General features: G+C 70.9%; 17 protein-coding genes and 1 tRNA gene. 8 read left to right on the top strand and 10 right to left on the bottom strand.

From position 1 onward, the window contains the following. Positions 1-6: 6 nt before the first annotated feature. The 4 genes from ACIBO1_RS08665 (at position 7) to ACIBO1_RS08650 (ending at position 1959) form a co-directional block, all read left to right on the top strand. The gene (locus tag ACIBO1_RS08665) at positions 7-225 is read left to right on the top strand and encodes a DUF2945 domain-containing protein (RefSeq protein WP_396742803.1); all 219 of its coding nucleotides are present in this window, start codon (positions 7-9) and stop codon (positions 223-225) included. Continuing rightward, entirely contained in the window at positions 212-640 is a 429-nt protein-coding gene (locus ACIBO1_RS08660) for a DUF3140 domain-containing protein (RefSeq protein WP_396742801.1), read from the top strand. Before ACIBO1_RS08665 ends, ACIBO1_RS08660 begins: the two co-directional genes overlap by 14 nt. 142 nt (positions 641-782) lie before the next feature. Further along, a complete protein-coding gene (locus ACIBO1_RS08655; RefSeq protein ID WP_396742798.1) occupies positions 783-1535 on the top strand; it encodes an SDR family NAD(P)-dependent oxidoreductase in 753 nt (250 codons plus the stop codon). A 7-nt stretch (positions 1536-1542) separates the two neighbouring features. Next, positions 1543-1959 carry a MerR family transcriptional regulator gene (locus ACIBO1_RS08650; protein ID WP_396742795.1) on the top strand — a complete coding sequence of 139 codons (417 nt, stop codon included), beginning with the start codon at positions 1543-1545 and terminating at the stop codon, positions 1957-1959. A 19-nt stretch (positions 1960-1978) separates the two neighbouring features. Here ACIBO1_RS08650 and polA read toward each other — a convergent pair whose 3' ends face one another. From polA to ACIBO1_RS08610, 8 genes are all read right to left on the bottom strand, one after another. Then, a complete protein-coding gene (polA, locus tag ACIBO1_RS08645) occupies positions 1979-4678 on the bottom strand; it encodes a DNA polymerase I (RefSeq protein ID WP_396742792.1) in 2700 nt (899 codons plus the stop codon). Between the two features lie 123 nt (positions 4679-4801). Then, positions 4802-5512, bottom strand: coding sequence for an ABC transporter ATP-binding protein (locus ACIBO1_RS08640; protein ID WP_131053259.1), 711 nt, complete (start codon positions 5510-5512; stop codon positions 4802-4804). Beyond that, positions 5502-6461, bottom strand: a complete 960-nt coding sequence (locus tag ACIBO1_RS08635) for an ABC transporter ATP-binding protein (RefSeq protein WP_396742788.1) — start codon at positions 6459-6461, stop codon at positions 5502-5504. Before ACIBO1_RS08635 ends, ACIBO1_RS08640 begins: the two co-directional genes overlap by 11 nt. Then, entirely contained in the window at positions 6454-7611 is a 1158-nt protein-coding gene (locus tag ACIBO1_RS08630) for a branched-chain amino acid ABC transporter permease (protein ID WP_396742785.1), read from the bottom strand. Before ACIBO1_RS08630 ends, ACIBO1_RS08635 begins: the two co-directional genes overlap by 8 nt. Beyond that, positions 7608-8606, bottom strand: a complete 999-nt coding sequence (locus tag ACIBO1_RS08625; RefSeq protein WP_396743294.1) for a branched-chain amino acid ABC transporter permease — start codon at positions 8604-8606, stop codon at positions 7608-7610. Before ACIBO1_RS08625 ends, ACIBO1_RS08630 begins: the two co-directional genes overlap by 4 nt. A 46-nt stretch (positions 8607-8652) precedes the next feature. Continuing rightward, the gene (locus ACIBO1_RS08620; RefSeq protein WP_396742782.1) at positions 8653-9804 is read right to left on the bottom strand and encodes a branched-chain amino acid ABC transporter substrate-binding protein; all 1152 of its coding nucleotides are present in this window, start codon (positions 9802-9804) and stop codon (positions 8653-8655) included. 364 nt (positions 9805-10168) lie between these two features. Then, positions 10169-11341, bottom strand: a complete 1173-nt coding sequence (locus ACIBO1_RS08615; protein ID WP_396742779.1) for a hypothetical protein — start codon at positions 11339-11341, stop codon at positions 10169-10171. Positions 11342-11450: 109 nt separating this feature from the next. Beyond that, positions 11451-12074: an ANTAR domain-containing response regulator gene (locus tag ACIBO1_RS08610; RefSeq protein ID WP_396742777.1), complete on the bottom strand. Its 624-nt coding sequence runs from the start codon at positions 12072-12074 to the stop codon at positions 11451-11453. 106 nt (positions 12075-12180) lie between these two features. Between ACIBO1_RS08610 and ACIBO1_RS08605 the strand changes: the two genes are divergently transcribed. Continuing rightward, positions 12181-12257 (top strand) — tRNA-Leu (locus ACIBO1_RS08605). Between the two features lie 32 nt (positions 12258-12289). Next, entirely contained in the window at positions 12290-13036 is a 747-nt protein-coding gene (locus ACIBO1_RS08600; protein ID WP_396742774.1) for a helix-turn-helix domain-containing protein, read from the top strand. Positions 13037-13051: 15 nt separating this feature from the next. Here the strand turns inward: ACIBO1_RS08600 and ACIBO1_RS08595 are convergent, their stop codons facing one another. Then, positions 13052-14209, bottom strand: a complete 1158-nt coding sequence (locus ACIBO1_RS08595; RefSeq protein ID WP_396742771.1) for a trans-sulfuration enzyme family protein — start codon at positions 14207-14209, stop codon at positions 13052-13054. 102 nt (positions 14210-14311) lie between these two features. On the opposite strand from ACIBO1_RS08595, the gene ACIBO1_RS08590 reads away from it, so the two are divergent. Together ACIBO1_RS08590 and ACIBO1_RS08585 are read left to right on the top strand one after the other, a co-directional pair. Then, entirely contained in the window at positions 14312-14791 is a 480-nt protein-coding gene (locus ACIBO1_RS08590; RefSeq protein WP_131053250.1) for an Lrp/AsnC family transcriptional regulator, read from the top strand. 56 nt (positions 14792-14847) lie between these two features. After that, on the top strand, positions 14848-15852 hold the full coding sequence (locus tag ACIBO1_RS08585) for an LLM class flavin-dependent oxidoreductase (protein ID WP_396743290.1): 1005 nt from the start codon (positions 14848-14850) through the stop codon (positions 15850-15852). Between the two features lie 234 nt (positions 15853-16086). On the opposite strand, the gene ACIBO1_RS08580 is transcribed toward ACIBO1_RS08585, so the two are convergent. Then, the gene (locus ACIBO1_RS08580) at positions 16087-18357 is read right to left on the bottom strand and encodes a cellulose binding domain-containing protein (RefSeq protein WP_396742768.1); all 2271 of its coding nucleotides are present in this window, start codon (positions 18355-18357) and stop codon (positions 16087-16089) included. Positions 18358-18500 lie beyond the last annotated feature (143 nt).

Genomic DNA, 18500 nt, shown 5'->3' with positions numbered 1-18500 from the left:
CGCGACATGGCCGAGAAGGAGTTCCGCCGAGGCGACCACGTCTCCTGGGCCAGCCACAGCGGCCGGGCGCACGGCGTGGTGCAGGAGAAACTGACCGAACGCACCCGGGTACGCGGACACACCGTCGACGCGTCCCCGCAGGCCCCGCAGTACCGCATCCGCAACGACGACTCGGGCCGGGACGTCGCCCACCATCCGGAGGTGCTGCGCCGTGAGCGGGACTGACGACCAGCAGACCTACCGGGAGTTCACCGAGGCGGTGAACATGAAGCCCGGCGAGCTCCAGCAGTGGCTGGAGACGCCGGAGTCCAAGCACGTCGGCTGGCAGAAGAAGGGGACCGAGGGCGGCGAGTCGGTCGGCCACGAATCCGGCCGCCGGATCGTCGACCTGCTCCGCCGTAAGCGGGACCAGCTCAGCGCGGCCGACTACAAGCACATGCGCAAGGTCGTCGGCTACGTCCGGCGGCACATGGCCCAGCGACCCAGCGGCGACGTCCGCGAGACACGCTGGCGGTACTCGCTCATGAACTGGGGTCACGACCCGGTCAAGGCCCCGCTGCCCCCGCCCGGCGGCCCGTCCCGCAAGGCACTGGAACGACACGGCAGCCCACCGAAGAACCGGCGCGGCCCGGCACGCTGATCCCGACGCGGCCAGCGCCCCGACCCAGGTGCGGTCGAGCGTGCCGAGTTCCGCGCAGCCCGGCGCGGCGACCTCGGCGGACCTGCCCCGGCCGAGGTGCGGCTTGACCCTGCCACTGACGGCAAGGTCGGACGATCGCGGCATGAACGATCACATGCCACGCCGGGTCGTCGTCGTGACGGGTGCCGGCACCGGAATCGGCCGGGCCGCCGCCCGGGCGTTCAGCTCCGCCGGGGCCCACGTCATCGCGGTGGGCCGCCGCGCCGCGCCGCTGGCGGAGACCGCCGCCGACCACCCGCTGATCGCCCCGCTGGCCGTCGACGTCACCGCCGCCGACGCGCCCGACCGGGTGCTCCGCGCCGCCGTCGACCGCCACGGACGCCTGGACGTACTGGTCAACAACGCCGGCATCGCCGGCGGCGGTGACCTGGCCGACCTGGACGAGACGGCAGCCCGCCGGCAACTGGAGACCAACCTGCTCGCCCCGGTCCGGCTGGCGCACGCCGCCGTTCCGGCGCTGACCGCCACCCGGGGCGTGATCGTCAACGTCACCACGGCGGTCGGACAGCGCGCCTGGCCCGGCTCCGCGCTCTACGCCGCCGGCAAGACCGCCCTCGACTCGCTGACCCGAAGCTGGGCGGTGGAACTGGCGCCGCGCGGCATCCGGGTGGTGGCGGTCGCCCCCGGCGCGATCGACACCCCGATCGGTACGCACCAGGGCCTCGACCCGCAACAGCGCGCGGCGGTACGCGCCTGGCAGCTCGCGCACACCCCGCTGGGCCGGATCGGCCACCCCGAGGAGGTAGCGTGGGCGATCCTGCGGCTCTGCGAACCGGCAGCCGCCTTCGTCACCGGGGTGGTGCTGCCGGTCGACGGCGGAGCGGTCGTCGCATGAGAGGACGGTGCCCGGATTGCGGATCGGGGAACTGGCCCGGGTCACCGGCAGCACGCCCCGGGCGCTGCGCCACTACGAGGAACACGGCCTGATCGACTCGCACCGGACCGCCAACGGCTACCGCGAGTACGACGACCGGGCCGTCGTCCGGGTCCGCAACATCCGGCACCTGCTGGCCGCCGGGCTGACGCTGACCGACGTCCGGGCGTTCCTGCCCTGCCTCGACGGGGACGTGGCCGCCGCGGCGCCCTCCCCCGTCGGGCTCCGGATCGCCCGGGACCGTCTGGCCGTGCTGGACGCCCGCATCGCCGCCCAGGTGGCGCTCCGCGACCGGCTCGCCGCCGCGCTGCGCGACGCCACCCCGGCCACCGGCCTCGACACCGCCACGCCGGCCGCGTCCCCGGACACCGCGCTCACCGTCTGACCGCTGACCGCCGTACGGGTCAGTGGTCGGCGCTGTTCCAGTCCCGGCCCTCGCCGACCGACACCTCCAGCGGCACGGAGAGCGGGTAGGCCGCACCCATCTCGCGGCGTACCAGCTCCTCCAGCGCCGTCCGTTCGCCCGGCGCCACCTCGAAGACCAGTTCGTCGTGCACCTGCAACAGCATCCGGGACCCCAGGCCCGCCTCCCGCAACGCGGTGTCGACGTGCAGCATGGCGACCTTGATGATGTCCGCCGCCGAGCCCTGGATCGGGGCGTTGAGGGCCATCCGCTCGGCCATCTCACGCCGCTGCCGGTTGTCGCTGACCAGGTCGGGCAGGTATCGGCGGCGACCGAGGATGGTGGAGGTGTAGCCGTCCTGGCGGGCCCGCGCCACCACCTCGTGCAGGTAGTCGCGGACCCCGCCGAACCCGGCGAAGTAGTCCTCCATCAGTCCCCGCGCCTCCTCGGCGGTGATGCCGAGCTGCTGGGACAGACCGAACGCGCTCAACCCGTACGCCAGGCCGTAGTTCATCGCCTTGATCTTGCGGCGCTGGTCCGGCGTGACCTCGGTGACCGGCACCCCGAAGACCGACGAGGCGGTGGCGGCGTGGAAGTCGGCGCCGGAGTTGAACGCCTCGATCAACGCGTCGTCCGTCGACAGGTGCGCCATGATCCGCATCTCGATCTGGCTGTAGTCGGCGGTGAGCAGGCATTCGTATCCCTCGCCCACCACGAACGCGCGACGGATCCGGCGCCCCTCCTCGGTGCGGATCGGGATGTTCTGCAGGTTCGGCTCGGTGGAGGAGAGTCGGCCGGTGGCGGCCACCGTCTGGTTGAACGTGGTGTGGATGCGCCCGTCGTCGGAGACCGATTTGAGCAGACCGTCCACGGTCGACTTGAGCTTGGCCACGTCACGGTGCCGCAGCAGGTGGTGCAGCAACGGGTGCTCGGTCTGCGCGTAGAGCCACTGCAGGGCGTCCGCGTCGGTGGTGTAACCGGTCTTGATCTTCTTGGTCTTGGGCAGGTTCAGCTCACCGAAGAGGATCTCCTGGAGCTGCTTGGGTGAACCCAGGTTGAACTCCCGGTCGACCACCGCGTACGCGCCCTGGGCGGCGGCCTTCACCTCGGCGGCGAAGTGCGCCTCCAACTCCGAGAGGTAGTCGGTGTCGGCCGCGATGCCGATGCGCTCCATGGCGGCCAGCACCCGCATCAGCGGCAGCTCCACCCCGGCCATCAGCCGCGCCGACTGCTCCCCGTCGCGGGACAGCTCGGCGTCGATCGCCTCGGCCAGGTCGAGGGTGGCCCGGGCGTGCAGCATCAGGTTCTGCTCGGCCTCGCCGTCACCGCCCAGCCCGTCCAGCGTGAGCTGGCCGTCGTCGGGCGTGTCGACCCGCAGCTCGCGGTGCAGGTAGCGCAGCGCCAGGTCGGTCAGGTCGTACGAGCGCTGGTCCGGGCGGGCCAGGTAGGCCGCGATCTGGGTGTCCCGGGCGATGCCGGCCAGGGACCAGCCGTGCGCGCCGAAGGCCAGCACGGCCGGTTTGCTGTCGTGCAGCACCTTGGGCCGGCTCTCGTCGGCCAGCCACCCCGCCAGGGCGGTCTCGTCGTCCTGCGCCAGCGCGGCGGGGTCGAACCAGGCCGCCGCGCCGTCGGCGGTGGCCAGCGCCATGCCGGTGACCGCGGCGGTGTGCCGGCGGTTGGGGCCGGTGTCCAGCTTCACCGCGACGCCGACCGGCGTGCCGGCCGTCGCGTGCGTCTCCAGCCACCCGGCCAGCGCACCGGGCGCGGCGAGCACCTCGCCGGTCAGGTCGAAGCCGGCCTCCGCCTCCGGCTCCACGGCGTCGAGGTACTGGTAGAGCCGGTCCCGCAGGATGCGGAACTGGAGGGTGTCGAAGACCTGGTGCACCGCCTCGCGGTCCCACCCCTGCCAGCGGGCGTCCTCCGGCCGCACCGGCAGGTCGAGGTCGGTGACCAGGCAGTTGATCTCGTAGTTGCGGATCACGTCGGCCAGCCGCTCGCGCAGGCTGTCACCGGCCTTGCCCTTGATCTCGTCGGCGCGGGCGATCACACCCTCCACCCCGCCGTACGTGTTGATCCACTTGGCCGCGGTCTTCGGGCCGACGCCCGGGACACCGGGCAGGTTGTCGCTGGTCTCGCCGACCAGCGCGGCCAGGTCGCGGTAACGCTGCGGGCCGACGCCGTACTTCGTCTCGATCGCGGCCGGGTCCATCCGGGCCAGGTCGGAGACGCCCTTACGCGGATAGAGCACGGTGACGTGGTCGCCGACGAGTTGGAAGGCGTCCCGGTCACCGGTGCAGATCAGCACCGGCATGCCCTGGTCACGGGCCTGGCAGGCGAGCGTGGCGATGACGTCGTCGGCCTCGTAGCCCTCCTTCTCCACCACCGGCACCCGCAACGCCTCCAGGACCTCCTTGACCAGGCTGACCTGGCCCTTGAAGTCGGTCGGCGTCTCGCTGCGGCCGGCCTTGTACTCCGCGTACTTCTCGGTGCGGAAGGAACGGCGGGACACGTCGAAGGCGACCACGATGTGCGTCGGCTGCTCGTCGCGCAGCACGTTGATCAGCATGGAGGTGAAGCCGTAGACGGCGTTGGTCGGCTGCCCGGTCGTGGTGGAGAAGTTCTCCACCGGCAGGGCGAAGAACGCCCGGTATGCCAGGGAGTGTCCGTCGACGAGGAGCAGGCGCGGCGTCGTAGCTGTCACGGCAGCGACTCTAGCCCGTACCCCCGACACCCCCCGCGCGGCGGCACCGGCGGCCGACCGGAAACGTCGACGGCCGCCCACCCCCGGACACGGGGACGGGCGGCCGTCGACGGCACGCGGCGACTAGGCCACGCCCAGGTACGCCTCCTTGATCGAGGGGTCGTGCAGGAGCTCCTGCCCGGTTCCCTCCTTGACGATCCGCCCGGTCTCCAGGACGTACGCCCGGTGCGCGCGGGAGAGCGCCTGCTGCGCGTTCTGCTCCACCAGCAGCACCGTGGTGCCCTGCTGGTTGATCTCCACGATGATGTCGAAGATCTGCTGGATGATCATCGGGGCCAAGCCCATCGACGGCTCGTCCAGCAGCAGCAACTTCGGCCGGCTCATCAGCGCCCGACCGACGGCGAGCATCTGCTGCTCACCGCCGGAGAGCGTGCCACCGGCCTGCTTGCGACGCTCGCGCAGCCGGGGGAACAGCTCCAGCACCTTCTCCAGGTCGGCGGCGATGCCGGCGTGGTCCCGCCGGGTGTACGCCCCCATGTCCAGGTTCTCCAGCACCGTCATGCCGGGGAAGATCTGCCGACCCTCGGGTGACTGGCACAGACCCCGGACCACCCGCAGGTCGGCACGGAGCTTGCTGATGTCCTCGCCGTCGAAGGTGATCCGACCGCCGGACAGTGAACGGATACCGGAGATCGCCCGCATGGTGGTGGTCTTGCCGGCGCCGTTGGCACCGATCAGGGCCACCACCTCGCCCTCGTTGACGGTGAGGCTGATGCCGTGCAACGCCTCGATCCGACCGTACGAGACGCTGACGTCGTTCAACTCAAGCAGCATCGGCGGGCTCCCCCAGGTACGCCGCGATCACCCGCGGGTCTCGACTGACCTCGGCCGGCAGACCATCGGCGATCTTGCTGCCGAACTCCAGCACCACGATCCGGTCGGTGACACCCATCACCAGCCGCATGTCGTGCTCGATCAGCAGCACCGTCACGCCCTTGTCCCGGATCCGGCGGATCAGCCCGAGCAGATCCTCCTTCTCGGCCGGGTTGAACCCGGCCGCCGGCTCGTCCAGGCAGAGCAGCTTCGGCTCGGTGCCGAGCGCCCGGGCGATCTCCAGTCGTCGCTGGTAGCCGTACGGGAGGTTGCGCGCCGCGTCGTTCGCCCGGTCGGCGATGCCGACGAAGCGCAGCAGCTCCATCGCCTTCTCCTCGGCCGCCCGCTCCTCCAGGATGTGCCGGGACAGACCGAAGGTCTTGGCGAAGGAACGCCGCACCTGCTGCCAGGTCCGCACGATCCCGCCGGAGGCGGTGACCTGCGGCAGCTCCTCCTCCTTGGGCCGCACCCGGTAGAGCCGGAACAGCGCGCCGGGCACGCTCGTCTTGTGCCGGGAGTCCGTCCCGACCATGACGTTTTCCAGCGCGGACATCTCCGGGAACAACCGGATGTTCTGGAACGTCCGGGAGATGCCCATCCGGCTGATCTGGTGCGGCTTACGGCCGGTGACCCGCTCACCGCGGAACCGGACCGCGCCCGACGTCGGCTTGTAGACCCCGGTCATCACGTTGAAGCAGGTGGTCTTGCCGGCGCCGTTCGGCCCGATCAGGCCGAGGATCTCGCCTTCCTTGATCTCGAAGCTGATCCCGTTGAGCGCGACCACGCCACCGAAGCGCAGCGTGACGTCGTCGATCTCCAGCAGCGTCTTGCGTGGTCCCGGCTGCGCCGGGATCTTCGGCGCCGCCGGGGTCTCGGTCTCGTCGGACGGGGTGTTGGTCTCGTCAGACATGAGCGGGCGCCTCCTCTGCCTCCGCCGCGCGGTCCTTCAGCTCACGGGCCCGCCGTCCGCTGGGGATCAGGCCCTGCGGACGCAGGATCATCACCAGCACCATGGCCAGACCGAAGGCCAGCCACCGGTAGTCGGCGACCTCACGGAACCGCTCCGGAAGGTACGCCAGCAGCACCGCGCCCACCGAGACGCCGACCATGTTGCCGGACCCACCGACCACGACCATCGCCACGAACAGGATGGACAGGTTCACGTTGAACTGGGTCGGGTCGATGAAGGCGTACCGGCTGGCGAACAGGAAGCCGGCGAAACCGCCGAGCGCCGCACCGATGGCGAACGCCCAGAGCTTGAACTTGAACGGGTAGACACCCATCACCGCCGCGGCGTCCTCGTCCTCCCGGATGGCCAGCCAGGACCGGCCGACCCGGCTGTTCTCCAGCCGGCGCACCGCGAAGACCATGAGCAGCACGACGCTGATCGCCAGCCAGTACCACGGCTTGACGTCGACCAGCCCGAAGACCTGGTTGTCCGGCGAGGGCGGACCCTCCGGCCCGGGAATCGCCGAGATGCCCTGCGGGCCCCGGGTGACGCCCTCCAGGTTGCGGGCCACGATCCGGATGATCTCGCCGAAGCCGAGCGTCACGATGGCCAGGTAGTCACCGCGCAGTCGCAGCGTCGGCCAGCCCAGGATCACCCCGGAGATCAGCGACATCACCAACGCGATGAACACACAGATCGCCCAGGCCACCGCCCAGGTCGTCGGGAGGTTGAACTCCGCCTGGATCCACTTCACGACCGGCGAGTTCACCGAGCCGAACAGCGCCACTGCGTACGCGCCGATGGCGAAGAAGCCGATATAGCCCAGGTCCAGCAGACCGGCCAGGCCGATCACGACGTTGAGACCGATCGCCACCAACACGTAGATGGCGCAGGTGAACAGCACACCGGCCCAGTTGCTACCGCCCGAGATCGAGTCGGTGCGCAGCCAGGTCAGGCCGGGGATGCCGAGCAGCGGCAGGTAGTAGAGGAAGATCACGAAGGCCACGAAGGACAGCGACCGCTGCCACTTCGGCAGTGCCCGCCACCGGTCGCCGACCGAATGCAGCGCATTGGTGCGCTTACGGTCCAGGTCACGAATCTTGTCGATCATGCTCGGGCCCTCCCCAGCGACTCGCCCAGAATGCCGGTCGGGCGGAACATCAGCACCACGACCAACACCACGAAGGCGATGACGTCCTCCCAGTTGGACGCGAAGATGGTGGCGCCGTAGACCTCGACGATGCCGAGGAACAGGCCGCCCAGCAACGCGCCGCGCAGGTTACCGATGCCGCCGAGGACGGCCGCGGTGAACGCCTTGAGGCCGAGCACGAAACCGATGCTGTTCTGCGTGAAGCCGAAACGCATGCCCCACAGCAGCGCCGCCGCGCCCGCCATGATGCCACCGAGCACGAAGATCAGCATGATCACGCGCTCCTGGTTGACGCCCATCAGGGCCGCCGTCTCCGGGTTCTGCGCCACCGCCCGCACACCCCGGCCGTACCGGGTGCGGTTGATGAACCAGTCCAGCACCGCCATCATCGCCACCGCGGACACGATCACGATCAACTGAACGTTGTTGATCTCCGTGTTGCCGATCGTGAACAGGGTCTTCTGCTCGATGATCGTCGGCATGCCGAGGATGATCCGGCCGCGGCCGAACATGGACGGCACCAGATCGCCCAGCAGCTTCGGCAACACCAGGCCGAAGACCTCCACCAACACCAGCGACAGACCGATCGCGGTGATCAGGAAGATGAGGGGCGGCGCGTTCTTGCGCCGCAGCGGTCGGTACGCGACCCGTTCGATCGCCAGGGCCGTGCCGCCGGAGGCTATCGCCGCGACTATCAGGCCGAGTACCAGGAAGAGCACCGCTTGACCGAGCGGCGGGTTGTTCTCCACCCCGAAGGCCGTCCACAGGCCGAGCACCGCGAAGGTGCCCACCATGAAAACCTCGGAGTGAGCAAAGTTGATCAGGCGCAGGACGCCGTACACCAGGGTGTAGCCGAGAGCGATCAGGGCATAGATCGCCCCCTTGGACAACCCGTCGACGGTGTGCTGACCGATGTGGCTGAAGAGGTCCGCGAAATTCACCAGGTCTCCTTGCATCGAGTGCGGCCGGGGGATCACCCCGGCCGCACCCCGATACTGTTCGTCAGCTGAGCTTGAGCTCCTGCAGCGGAGAGATCTCCGTGCCCTTGATCTGGTAGGCCCAGATGACAACCCTCGACGGGTCCACGTCGCCGTTGGCGTCGAACTTGATGTACTTCGACACGCCCTGCTTGTCGTAGCTCTTCACGTACTCCAGGACGTCTGCACGGGTGTTCTTGCCGTCCTTGAAGGCGTCGATGAAGATCTGCGCGGCGTCGAAGCCCTCAGCGCCGTACGAACCCGGCAGCTGGCCGTACTCGGCCTGGTAGTCGGCGGTGAAGGTGCCACCGGCCTTGTCCGGCGGGAGGCACGGGCAGGTGATGATGGAGCCGTCGGCGCCACCGGACGCACCGGCCGGGAACGCCGGGTCGTACAGGCCGTCCGGACCGATGAACTTCGCCTGCACACCGGCGGCACGCATCTGGCGGACCAGCGGCGCGGCCTCACGGGTGTAGCCACCGTAGAAGACGAAGTCGGCGTTCGCCGCCTTGATCTTGGAGATCGTCGCCTCGAACTGCGACTGCCGCTCCTGGATCTTGTCGCTGGCGGCGATCGTGGCACCCAGGTTCTTGGTCAGCTCGGCGGTGATACCGGCGCCGTAGGCGCTGGCGTCGTCGATCAGGAAGACCCGCTGCGCGTTCTCGCCCTTCAGGTAGGTCGCCACGGCGCCCGCCTGGGTGCCGTCGTTGCCGACCACCCGGTAGAAGGACTTGTTGCCCTTCTGGGTCAGGTCGGTCCGGGTCGCCGACGGGGCGACCATCACGAGACCGGCGGCCTCGTAGACCGGCATGGTGGCGTCCGACTCACCGGAGAAGTGACCACCGATGACACCGAGGAACGAGTTGTCACCCGCGACCTGGTTCGCGACCGGGGTGGCCTGCGCCGGGTCACCCTGGGTGTCGAACTCGACCATCTCGACCTTGCAGTCGGCGTTCGCGTCGTTGTGCTGCTTGACCGCGAGCTTCGCGGCGTTCAGCGACGGCAGCACCAGACCCGCGTTGTCGCCGGTGAACGCACCGAAGATGGCGATCTTGCCACCGCAGTCACCGGACGCGGTGTTGTCGCCGCTGCCGCCGGCGTCCTGGCACCCAGCGGCGGCGACCAGCACCGCGGCGAGCGCGGCAGTACCCAGCGCCCTTGAATAGCTTCGCCTCACGGCTTCCTGACCTCCTCCAGAAGCAGGTGGGCACCGGGACCCGGCGGGGCGGCGACAAGGTGTGGCCCGTCCACCGCGCACCGGGCAGGGACGCCCCCTGCATTACGGCTCGTGCTGGCGGAGCGTACCCACACTCATTCGGCCAAGGAAGAGGTCGGAGCGGGGTCTGCGAAACCGTTACGAAGAGAGACGCCAACCCTGCCACTCCCGTAACAGGTCAATCCGCTGACCGGTCGTTAGCCGACACCTGTCCGCCAGTTGGAACACCCCGGAACACCGCCGACACGCCCGGCCGGACCTGCCGTACGGCACCCCCGTGAAGATCAGGTTTCCACCTCGAAAACCACCGAGAGTGACGACTGGATCACTCCGACGACGGGTCGGGGCGGCCCACCCACACCGAGGTCCGCACCCCGTCGTCGACCGCCAACCACCACCGCCCACCGTCCGCCGACAGAGCCACCGCCCGAGCCGCCCCGACCGGCGCCGCCACCGGTAGGTCCACCGGCCGCCAACCGTCACCCCGGTCGCCGGAGAGCCAACCGCCGTACCGCTCGCCGTCGGAGACCACCGCAAGCACCTGCCCGCCGGAGACGGCCAGCCCACCGACCGACGGCACCCCGCCCGCGACCTGACCGAACCCGCCCGCCGCCGTCCACCCGGCCGGCTCCTGACGCCACGCGCCGAACGCCCGCCCGCGCAACCCCACCCCCAGCGGCACCCCGTCGACCAGGACCACCCGCTGCATCTCCTCGTACTCCTGGCCGCCCGGCAGGACCGTCCGCCGCCAGGTACGCCCGTCCGGCGAGGTCCACGCCGCCGGATCCCGGTCGATCCGCCCCGGCGCCAACAGCCCGCCCACCGCCACCCAGCCGGACGGCCCCGCCACCGCGTCGAACGCCCAGGTCACGCCCTGGCCGTCACTGGCCAACTCCGGCGCCCCCTCGACGATCGCGAACTCCGCCGCGTCCGACGACACCCAGGCCGCCGCCCCGCCGGCCCGGTTCCCGACGATCAACCACCCGTCCGGGCCACCGGTCAACCGGGACACGTTGACCGCCTTCGGGCCGCCGTACAACTCGAACGAGGCCGCCACCTCGACCAGCGTGCCGTCCCGACGCTGCCACCAGGTGCTCACCCGGGGATTGCCGTGCGCGCCACCGACCTTGCCGCCGACCGCGGCGACCGCGCCGTCCCGGCAGCCCACGGAGAACAGCACACTCTGCCGTCCATAGAACGAGTCCGCGATCATCGGCACCGGCGTCCACGTCGCACCGTCCAGGCTGGACCAGACCGCCGGACTGGTGGCCCCGGCCGGATCCGCCACCGCGCCGGCCGCATACCAGTGCCCGGCGCACACCACCAGATCGCGCACCAGGACCCGGCCCGACTCAGACGGGCTCGGCAACTCCACGCGCTCCCAGTGCAGCTGTGCCGGCTGCGGGCCGGCGTCGTCCCGCTGCGGCGCCGGACACCCCGCCAGCACCATCGCCAGCAGGCCACTCACCACCAGGAACAACCGCCGAACACGGGACACGCCCAGACGACGCGCCCCGGATCGCCGCGTCAGCGTGGAACGCCGGGCACCCATGCCGCCAGATGCTAACGGCCGCCCGGCATCGCGACTGCCCCGTGACGGCGAGCGGTCAGGGAGCCGGGCGGGTGGCCTCGCCGCCACCGGCGGTCTCGGCGAGAATCCGCTCGGAGACCTCCTTCATGGTCATCCGGTGGTCCATCGCGGTGCGCTGGATCCACTTGAACGCCTGCGGCTCGGTCATGTTGTAGGTGGTCATCAGCGCGCCCTTGGCCCGCTCGACGCTCTTGCGGACCTCCAGCCGGTCGTTGAGCCCGGCGACCTCGGCCTCCAGCGCGGCGATCTCCGAGTAGCGGGAGAGGGCGATCTCCACCGCCGGCACCAGGTCGGACTTCTGGAACGGCTTGACCAGGTACGCCATCGCGCCGGCCGCCCGGGCCCGCTCGACCAGGTCACGCTGGCTGAACGCGGTCAGGATGATCACCGGGGCGATCCGGGCACCGGCGATCCGCTCGGCGGCGGCCAGTCCGTCCATGATCGGCATCTTGATGTCGAGAATGACCAGATCGGGCTTGAGCTCCTCGGCCAGGCGTACGGCGGTCTCGCCGTCGCCGGCCTCCCCGACCACCTCGTAGCCTTCCTCGGCCAACATCTCGGCCAGGTCCAGCCGGATCAGCGCCTCGTCCTCGGCGATCAACACCCGCCTGCGCGCGGCATCCGTCTGCGTCTCGGCCACGAGCCACTCCCACCCAGTCTGTGCCCGACACCCGCGGTACCGGGTGTCGCCGCTCCTAGCGTAGTGGGTAACCTATGGGCCGACGCGACAGGCGTTGAGCGCGAACGTCCCCGTATTCCAATTGGCAGAGAAACGGAGCTCAAACCTCCGACAGTGTGGGTTCGAGTCCCACCGGGGACACCAGAAGTGTCGCACGGGCGTTCGAGAATGCCCCGGTGCACCCACCCGATCTGCGTCTCCGAGCGCTGCGGTTGCACCGCGACGGCGCGACCGTCGCGGAGGTCGCCCGCGTCGTCGGGCTCCCCTACCCCACCGTCCGCCACTGGTGCCGGGTCCAGCCGGAGCCGAGGCAGCGGAGCACGGCAGCGCGCTGTTTCCGGTGCCGCGACGTCGAGAATCCGACAGACCCCGGCCAGTACGCCTACCTGCTCGGTCTCTATCTCGGTGACGGACACCTGGTCACCGCCGCCCGGGTGCCGGTGCTCCGGATCGCCTGTTCGCAGACCTGGCCGGGGCTGGTCGACGCGGCCGAGACCGCCATGAGAAGCGTCCTCGCCTTCTCGGTGCAACGCGTCCCGTCCGCCGGCTGCGTCAGCGTGCAGAGCTACGGCACCCACTGGCCGTGCCTGTTGCCGCAGCACGGTCCGGGCCCCAAACACCGCCGGCCGATCGTGCTGACGGCCTGGCAACGGCCGATCGTGCAGGCACACGCCGGCAGCTTCCTGCGCGGCCTGTTCCACTCCGACGGCTGCCGGTTCGCCAATCGGGTCACGGTGCGGGGCCGGACGTACGTCTATCCGCGCTACATGTTCGTCAACGAGTCGACCGACATCATGGCGTTGTGCCAGTGGGCACTGGACCTGCTCGGTGTGGCCTGGCGGATGAACCGCCGCAACAGCCTCTCCGTCGCGCGCCGGGAGGCGGTCGCCGTGCTGGACCGTCACGTCGGGCCGAAGTGCTGACCGCGCCCCGACGGGTCAGACGGTGGCGAGCGCCTGGGCCAGGTCGACGCAGAGGTCCTCGGGGTCCTCCAGTCCGACCGAGAGCCGCAGCAGGCCGCCGTCGGGTTTCGCGTCGCCGTCGACCGGGCGGTGGGTCAGCGACGCGGGGTGCTGGACGAGGGTGTCGACGCCGCCGAGCGAGACCGCGTGGGTGATCAGCCGGCAGGCACCGGCGACCGCCGCCGCGGCGGGGGCGCCACCGCGTACCCGGAAGGCGAGCAGGCTGCCGGGACCGGCGAGCTGGCGGCCGATCAGCCCGGCGTGGTCGTCGAGTCCGGGGTGGTGCACGCGCGCGACGGCGGGGTGGTCGGCGAGCCAGGCGGCGATCTTCTCCGCGCCGGCCTGTTGGGCGCGGACCCGCAGCGGCAGCGTCTGCAGTCCCCGGTGCAGCAGGTACGCGCCGAGCGGGTGCAGGACCGCACCGGTGAGCGCGCGGACCTGGCGCAGCCGGGCGGCCCAGTGCGGATCGCAGGCGACCACGCCGGCGAGGACATCGCCGTGGCCGCCGATGCTCTTGGTGGCGCTGTGCAGCACGAGCGCGGCGCCGTGGCGGGCGGGTTGTTGGAGGACCGGGGTGGCGACGGTGTTGTCGATCAGCAGCGGTACGTCGCCGGCGGCGTCGGCGAGGGCGCGGATGTCGACGAGGTCGAGGGTGGGGTTGGCGGGGGTCTCGGCGACGACCAGGGCGGTGTCGGGGCGGACCGCGGCGGCGACCTCGTCGGGACGGGCCCAGGTGACGTCGGTGCCGAGCAGACCGGTGGCGAGCACATGGTCGGTGCCGCCGTAGAGCGGGCGGACGGCGACCAGGTGTCGTTTCCCGTCGCGGGTGGCGGCCAGCAGGGCGGCGGTGAGTGCGGCCATGCCGCTGGCGAAGGCGACCGCGTCGGTGGTGCCTTCGAGTTCGGCGAGGGCGGTCTCGAAGCGGGCCACGGTGGGGTTCCACAGCCGCTGGTAGACGGCGCTGGTGCCGGGGGTCGGGGTGCCGCCGGTGGCGAGGAGTTCGTACGCGTCGCCGCCGTCGTGGACCGAGGGCAGCGGGTTGGTGGTGGAGAGGTCGATCGGGGGCACGTGGACGCCCAGCGCGGCGAGGTCGTCGCGGCCGGCGTGCACGGCTCGGGTGTCCACGGTCGTCATGGCGGCAAGGATCGAACATCACGCACTGAGGGGGCAATACTTCCGAAGATCATTCGCTCTTACCCCTATCGGGCGTGATGATGTTCAGTGGAGGATGGTGTCATGCCCCTCGTTCCGAACGATGTGCGGCCGTTCGCGGCCCTGGACGACACCGATCGCGCGATCCTGACCGAGTTGGCCGCCGACGGGCGGTTACCGAACAACGCGCTGGCCGAGCGGGTGGGGGTGGCGCCGTCGACGTGTCTGGCGCGTACCCGGGCGTTGCGGGAGTGCGGGGCGATCCGGGGTTTCCACGCCGAGGTGGATCCGGCGGCGGTGGGGTTGCCGTTGCAGGCGCTGGTGTCGGTGCGGCTCACCGAGCACGCGCGGGCGGCGGTGGACGCGTTCCGGACGCGTTCGGTCCGGCTGCCGGGGGTGGTGTCGGTGTTCCACGTGGCCGGGGCGGAGGACTACGTGCTGCACGTGCGGGCGGCGTCGGCGGAGGCGTTGCGGGACTTCGTCCTCGACTACCTGGCCGTCGATCCGGCGGTGCAGCACAGCCAGACCAGCCTGATCTTCGAGCAGGCGCGGGGAATGGGCTGACTCACGTCGGCCGCCGGTGGGGAACAAAGGCGGCCTCCGGCGGGTTGGCCAGCCGTGTGATCGACGTACCGTTGTCTGTCCTCGACCTGGCCCCCGTCGCGGCCGGCGCCTCCGCGACCGAGGCGTTGCGGCACACCACCGAGTTGGCGCGGCGTACCGACGAGTGGGGCTACCACCGGTTCTGGGTGGCCGAGCACCACAACATGCCGGCCATCGCGTCGTCGGCGCCGGCGGTGCTGCTCGCGCACCTGGCCGCGCACACCGAGACCATCCGCCTAGGGTCCGGTGGGGTGATGTTGCCGAACCACGCGCCGCTGGTGGTCGCGGAGCAGTTCGGCACGTTGGAGGCGTTGCATCCGGGCCGCATCGACCTGGGTATCGGTCGCGCGCCCGGCACCGACCAGGTGACCGCGTTGGCGTTGCGCCGGACGATGGAGGGGTTGTCGGCGGAGGGTTTCCCCCGGGAACTGGCCGACCTGATGGAGTACTTCAGCGAGGACGGGTCAGGGCCGATCACGGCCACCCCGGGGCGGGGGCAGCGGCCGGCGGTGTGGTTGCTCGGGTCCAGTGGGTTCAGTGCCCGGCTGGCGGGTGCGCTGGGGTTGCCGTTCTCGTTCGCGCATCACTTCAGCGCACAGAACACGCTGCCGGCGTTGGCGTTGTACCGGCAGAGTTTCCGGCCGTCGCAGTGGTTGGAGCGGCCGTACGCGATGGTGGCGGTGAACGCGGTGTGTGCGGAGACCGACGAGCGTGCCGAGTGGTTGTCCGGGCCGGCAGGGTTGTCGTTCCTGCGGCTGCGGTCGGGGCGGCCGGAGCCGCTCGCCTCACCGGAGGAGGCGGCGGCGTATCCGTACACGGATCTGGAGCGGGAGTTCGTGGTGCAGCGCCGGGAGGGTCAGGCGCTCGGTTCGCCGGAGACGGTCCGTCGGCAGTTGGGTGAGTTGCTGGCGCGGACCGGTGCGGACGAGTTGATGCTGACCGCGATGGTCTACGACGTGGCCGACCGGGTGCGCTCGTTCGAGCTGATCGCGACCGAGGTGGCCGGGGGTTTGCGTCACTGAGGGAGTAACGCAGGTCACAGCGGTTCGGCGGGCGTGAAACACGATCTTCACGACAGCGTCACCCTCGCGACGCGGAGGCCGCTTAACTTTATTACCGGTGGTGGTACGGCACTCCCCGGTCGGGACGGGTCGGGGGTGCCGCGGTGTGGGGCACCGGGCTGCGATTGTGCGGATTCCGCGATCGCGGCCCGGTGCCTGTCCGTTTCTCGGCCTGCCGCCTTCTCCCCTTCGACGTCAACGCAGGTAGATGCGCGGTGCCGGCGGGGTGCTCATGCCGTCGCCGAGGAAGAAGCTCGGGTGCGGCGGCTGGTTGTAGGCGGTGTTCTGCCAGGCGACGGCCACCCGGTACTGCAGGTCGTGCATGAGGGTGGGCAGGCGGGTGCCGGTCTGCGTGGGCGTGCTGTAGATCCGCAGGGCCCGGTTGTCGCTGGTCCGCCAGACGACCTCCTCCCGCCAGTCGCCGAGGATGTCGCCGGAGAGCGCGGGCGTCGACTTGGTGCCGTTGTTCGAGGCCACGTCGCTGCCGGTGAGCAGGCGGGTGTCGCCGTTGGGGCCGTACTTGTCGATGCGGGTGGCGTCGAGCAGTTCGCGGACGGGGTCGCCGTCCCACCAGATCAGGAAGTTGGTGGAGGACGGTTTGCGGCCGACGTTCTGGCCTCGGGTGTTGGTCAGGCCGCTGACGGCGGACGACCAGGATTCGGCCCCGGGGCTGCCGGCCCAGATGTCACCGGCGACGCCTCGGCCGTTGTCGCCGGCGGCCGGGGTGGACCAGATGCGCTGTCCGGTGCGGGCGTCGGCGAGGTAGGAGCTGGGCTGGCTGCCGCTCTCGTTGACCTTGAACACTTCCAGGCCGGGACGGGTCGGGTCGAGGTCGCCGACGTGCATGGCGTCGCCGTGGCCGGTGCCGGTGGAGTGCAGCAGGCGGCCGTTGTCGTCGATGGTGGCGGCGCCGTAGACGATCTCCTGTCGGCCGTCGCCGTCGACGTCGGCCACGGAGAGGTTGTGGTTGCCCTGGCCGGCGGCGGCGCCGTTACCGGAGGCGTTGGAGTCGAAGGTCCAGCGCTTGGTCAGGCTGCCGTTGCGGAAGTCCCAGGCGGCGATCACCGCGCGGGTGTAGTAGCCCCGGGCCATGATCAGCGAGGGGCGCTGTCCGTCGAGGTAGGCGGTGGCGGCGAGGAACCGGTCCACCCGGTTGCCGTAGTTGTCGCCCCAGGAGGAGACGGTGCCGCGGGGCGGGTCGTAGGCCACGGTGGACAGGGCGGTGCCGGTGCGGCCGTCGAACATGGTCAGGTATTCGGAGCCGGCGAGCACGTATCCGCTGGAGTTGCGGTGGTCGGCACTGGCGTTGCCGATGACCTGGCCGGTGCCGGAGCGGGTGCCGTCGGCGGTCTTCATGGCCACCTCGGCGTCACCGTCGCCGTCGTAGTCGTACACCTGGAACTGGGTGTAGTGGGCGCCGGCCCGGATGTTGCGTCCCAGGTCGATGCGCCACAGGCGGGTGCCGGTCAGGGTGTACGCGTCGACGTAGACGTTGCCGGTGTAGCCGGACTGCGCGTTGTCCTTGGCGTTGGAGGGGTCCCACTTGACGACGAACTCGTAGCGGCCGTCGCCGTCGAGGTCGCCGACGCTGGCGTCGTTGGCGGCGTAGGTGTAAGCCTCGCCGCTGGGCGTGGTGCCGCCCGGCGGGATCTGCAACGGCACGTCGAGGTAGCCGGCGGGGAACTGGAGCGCGGGCGCCGAGGCGGCCTGTTCGACGCCGCCGACGACGGCCCGCACGGTGTACGTGCTGCCGGCGGCGGCACCGTTGTCCAGGTAGTTGGTGGCGCCGGTGATCGGGGTGGCGGTGACCCGGGTGCCGCCACGGTAGAGGTGGAACGCCACGCCGGAGGTCTCGGTGCCCAGCAGCCGCCAGGAGACCAGGTTGCCGGAACCTGCGCGGACGCTGACGAGTCCCCGGTCGAGGTTCTCCGCCTGCATGGTGCCGGCCGGCGGGGTGGTGGGCGGCGGAGTCGTCGGCGGCGGTGTGGTGGGCGGTGGCGGTGTGGTCGGGGTGGGCGTGACGGGCGGGAGCGTGGTGGTCGGCGGGGTCGTGCCGCCGGTGCAGGTGGTGCCGTTGACGGCGAAGACGGTCGGCGCGGGGTTGCTGCCGGACCAGGAGCCGTTGAAGCCGAAGGCGGTGCTGGCTCCGGTGCCGAGCGCGGCGTTGTAGTCCACGTTGCGGGCGGTGACCTGGGTGCCGGACTGGCTGACGGTGGCGTTCCAGGCCTGGCTGACCTGCTGACCGGCAGGCCAGGTCCAGGTGACGGTCCAGCCGGTGAGCGGGTCGCCGAGGTTGGTCACCGTGACGCCGGCGCCGAAGCCGCCGGACCACTGGTTGGTGACCCGGTAGTCGACGCGGCAGCCGGCGGCGGCGGCCGAGGCGGTGAGGGTGGTCAGCCCTCCGGCCGCGACGATGGCGGCGGTGGCCGTGGCCAGCAGAGCGGCCCGGCGGGTGGTGCGAGGCATGGTCGTCCCTCCGAAGGAGGTCACGCGCGGTACCCGCCCGTGCGCCGGCGTGCCCTGTCCGACGGTGACGTCCCGCGCTGAAGGCAGAGATTCCGACGCATCGACGTCGGTACACGCGGCCCCGCGCAGCTGTGATGCTAGGG

This window comes from Micromonospora sp. NPDC049903, assembly GCF_044460945.1.
Classification (GTDB): domain Bacteria; phylum Actinomycetota; class Actinomycetes; order Mycobacteriales; family Micromonosporaceae; genus Micromonospora.
The sequence above is the reverse complement of the archived record's forward strand: the minus strand, read 5'-3'. Positions and strand labels throughout refer to the sequence as shown.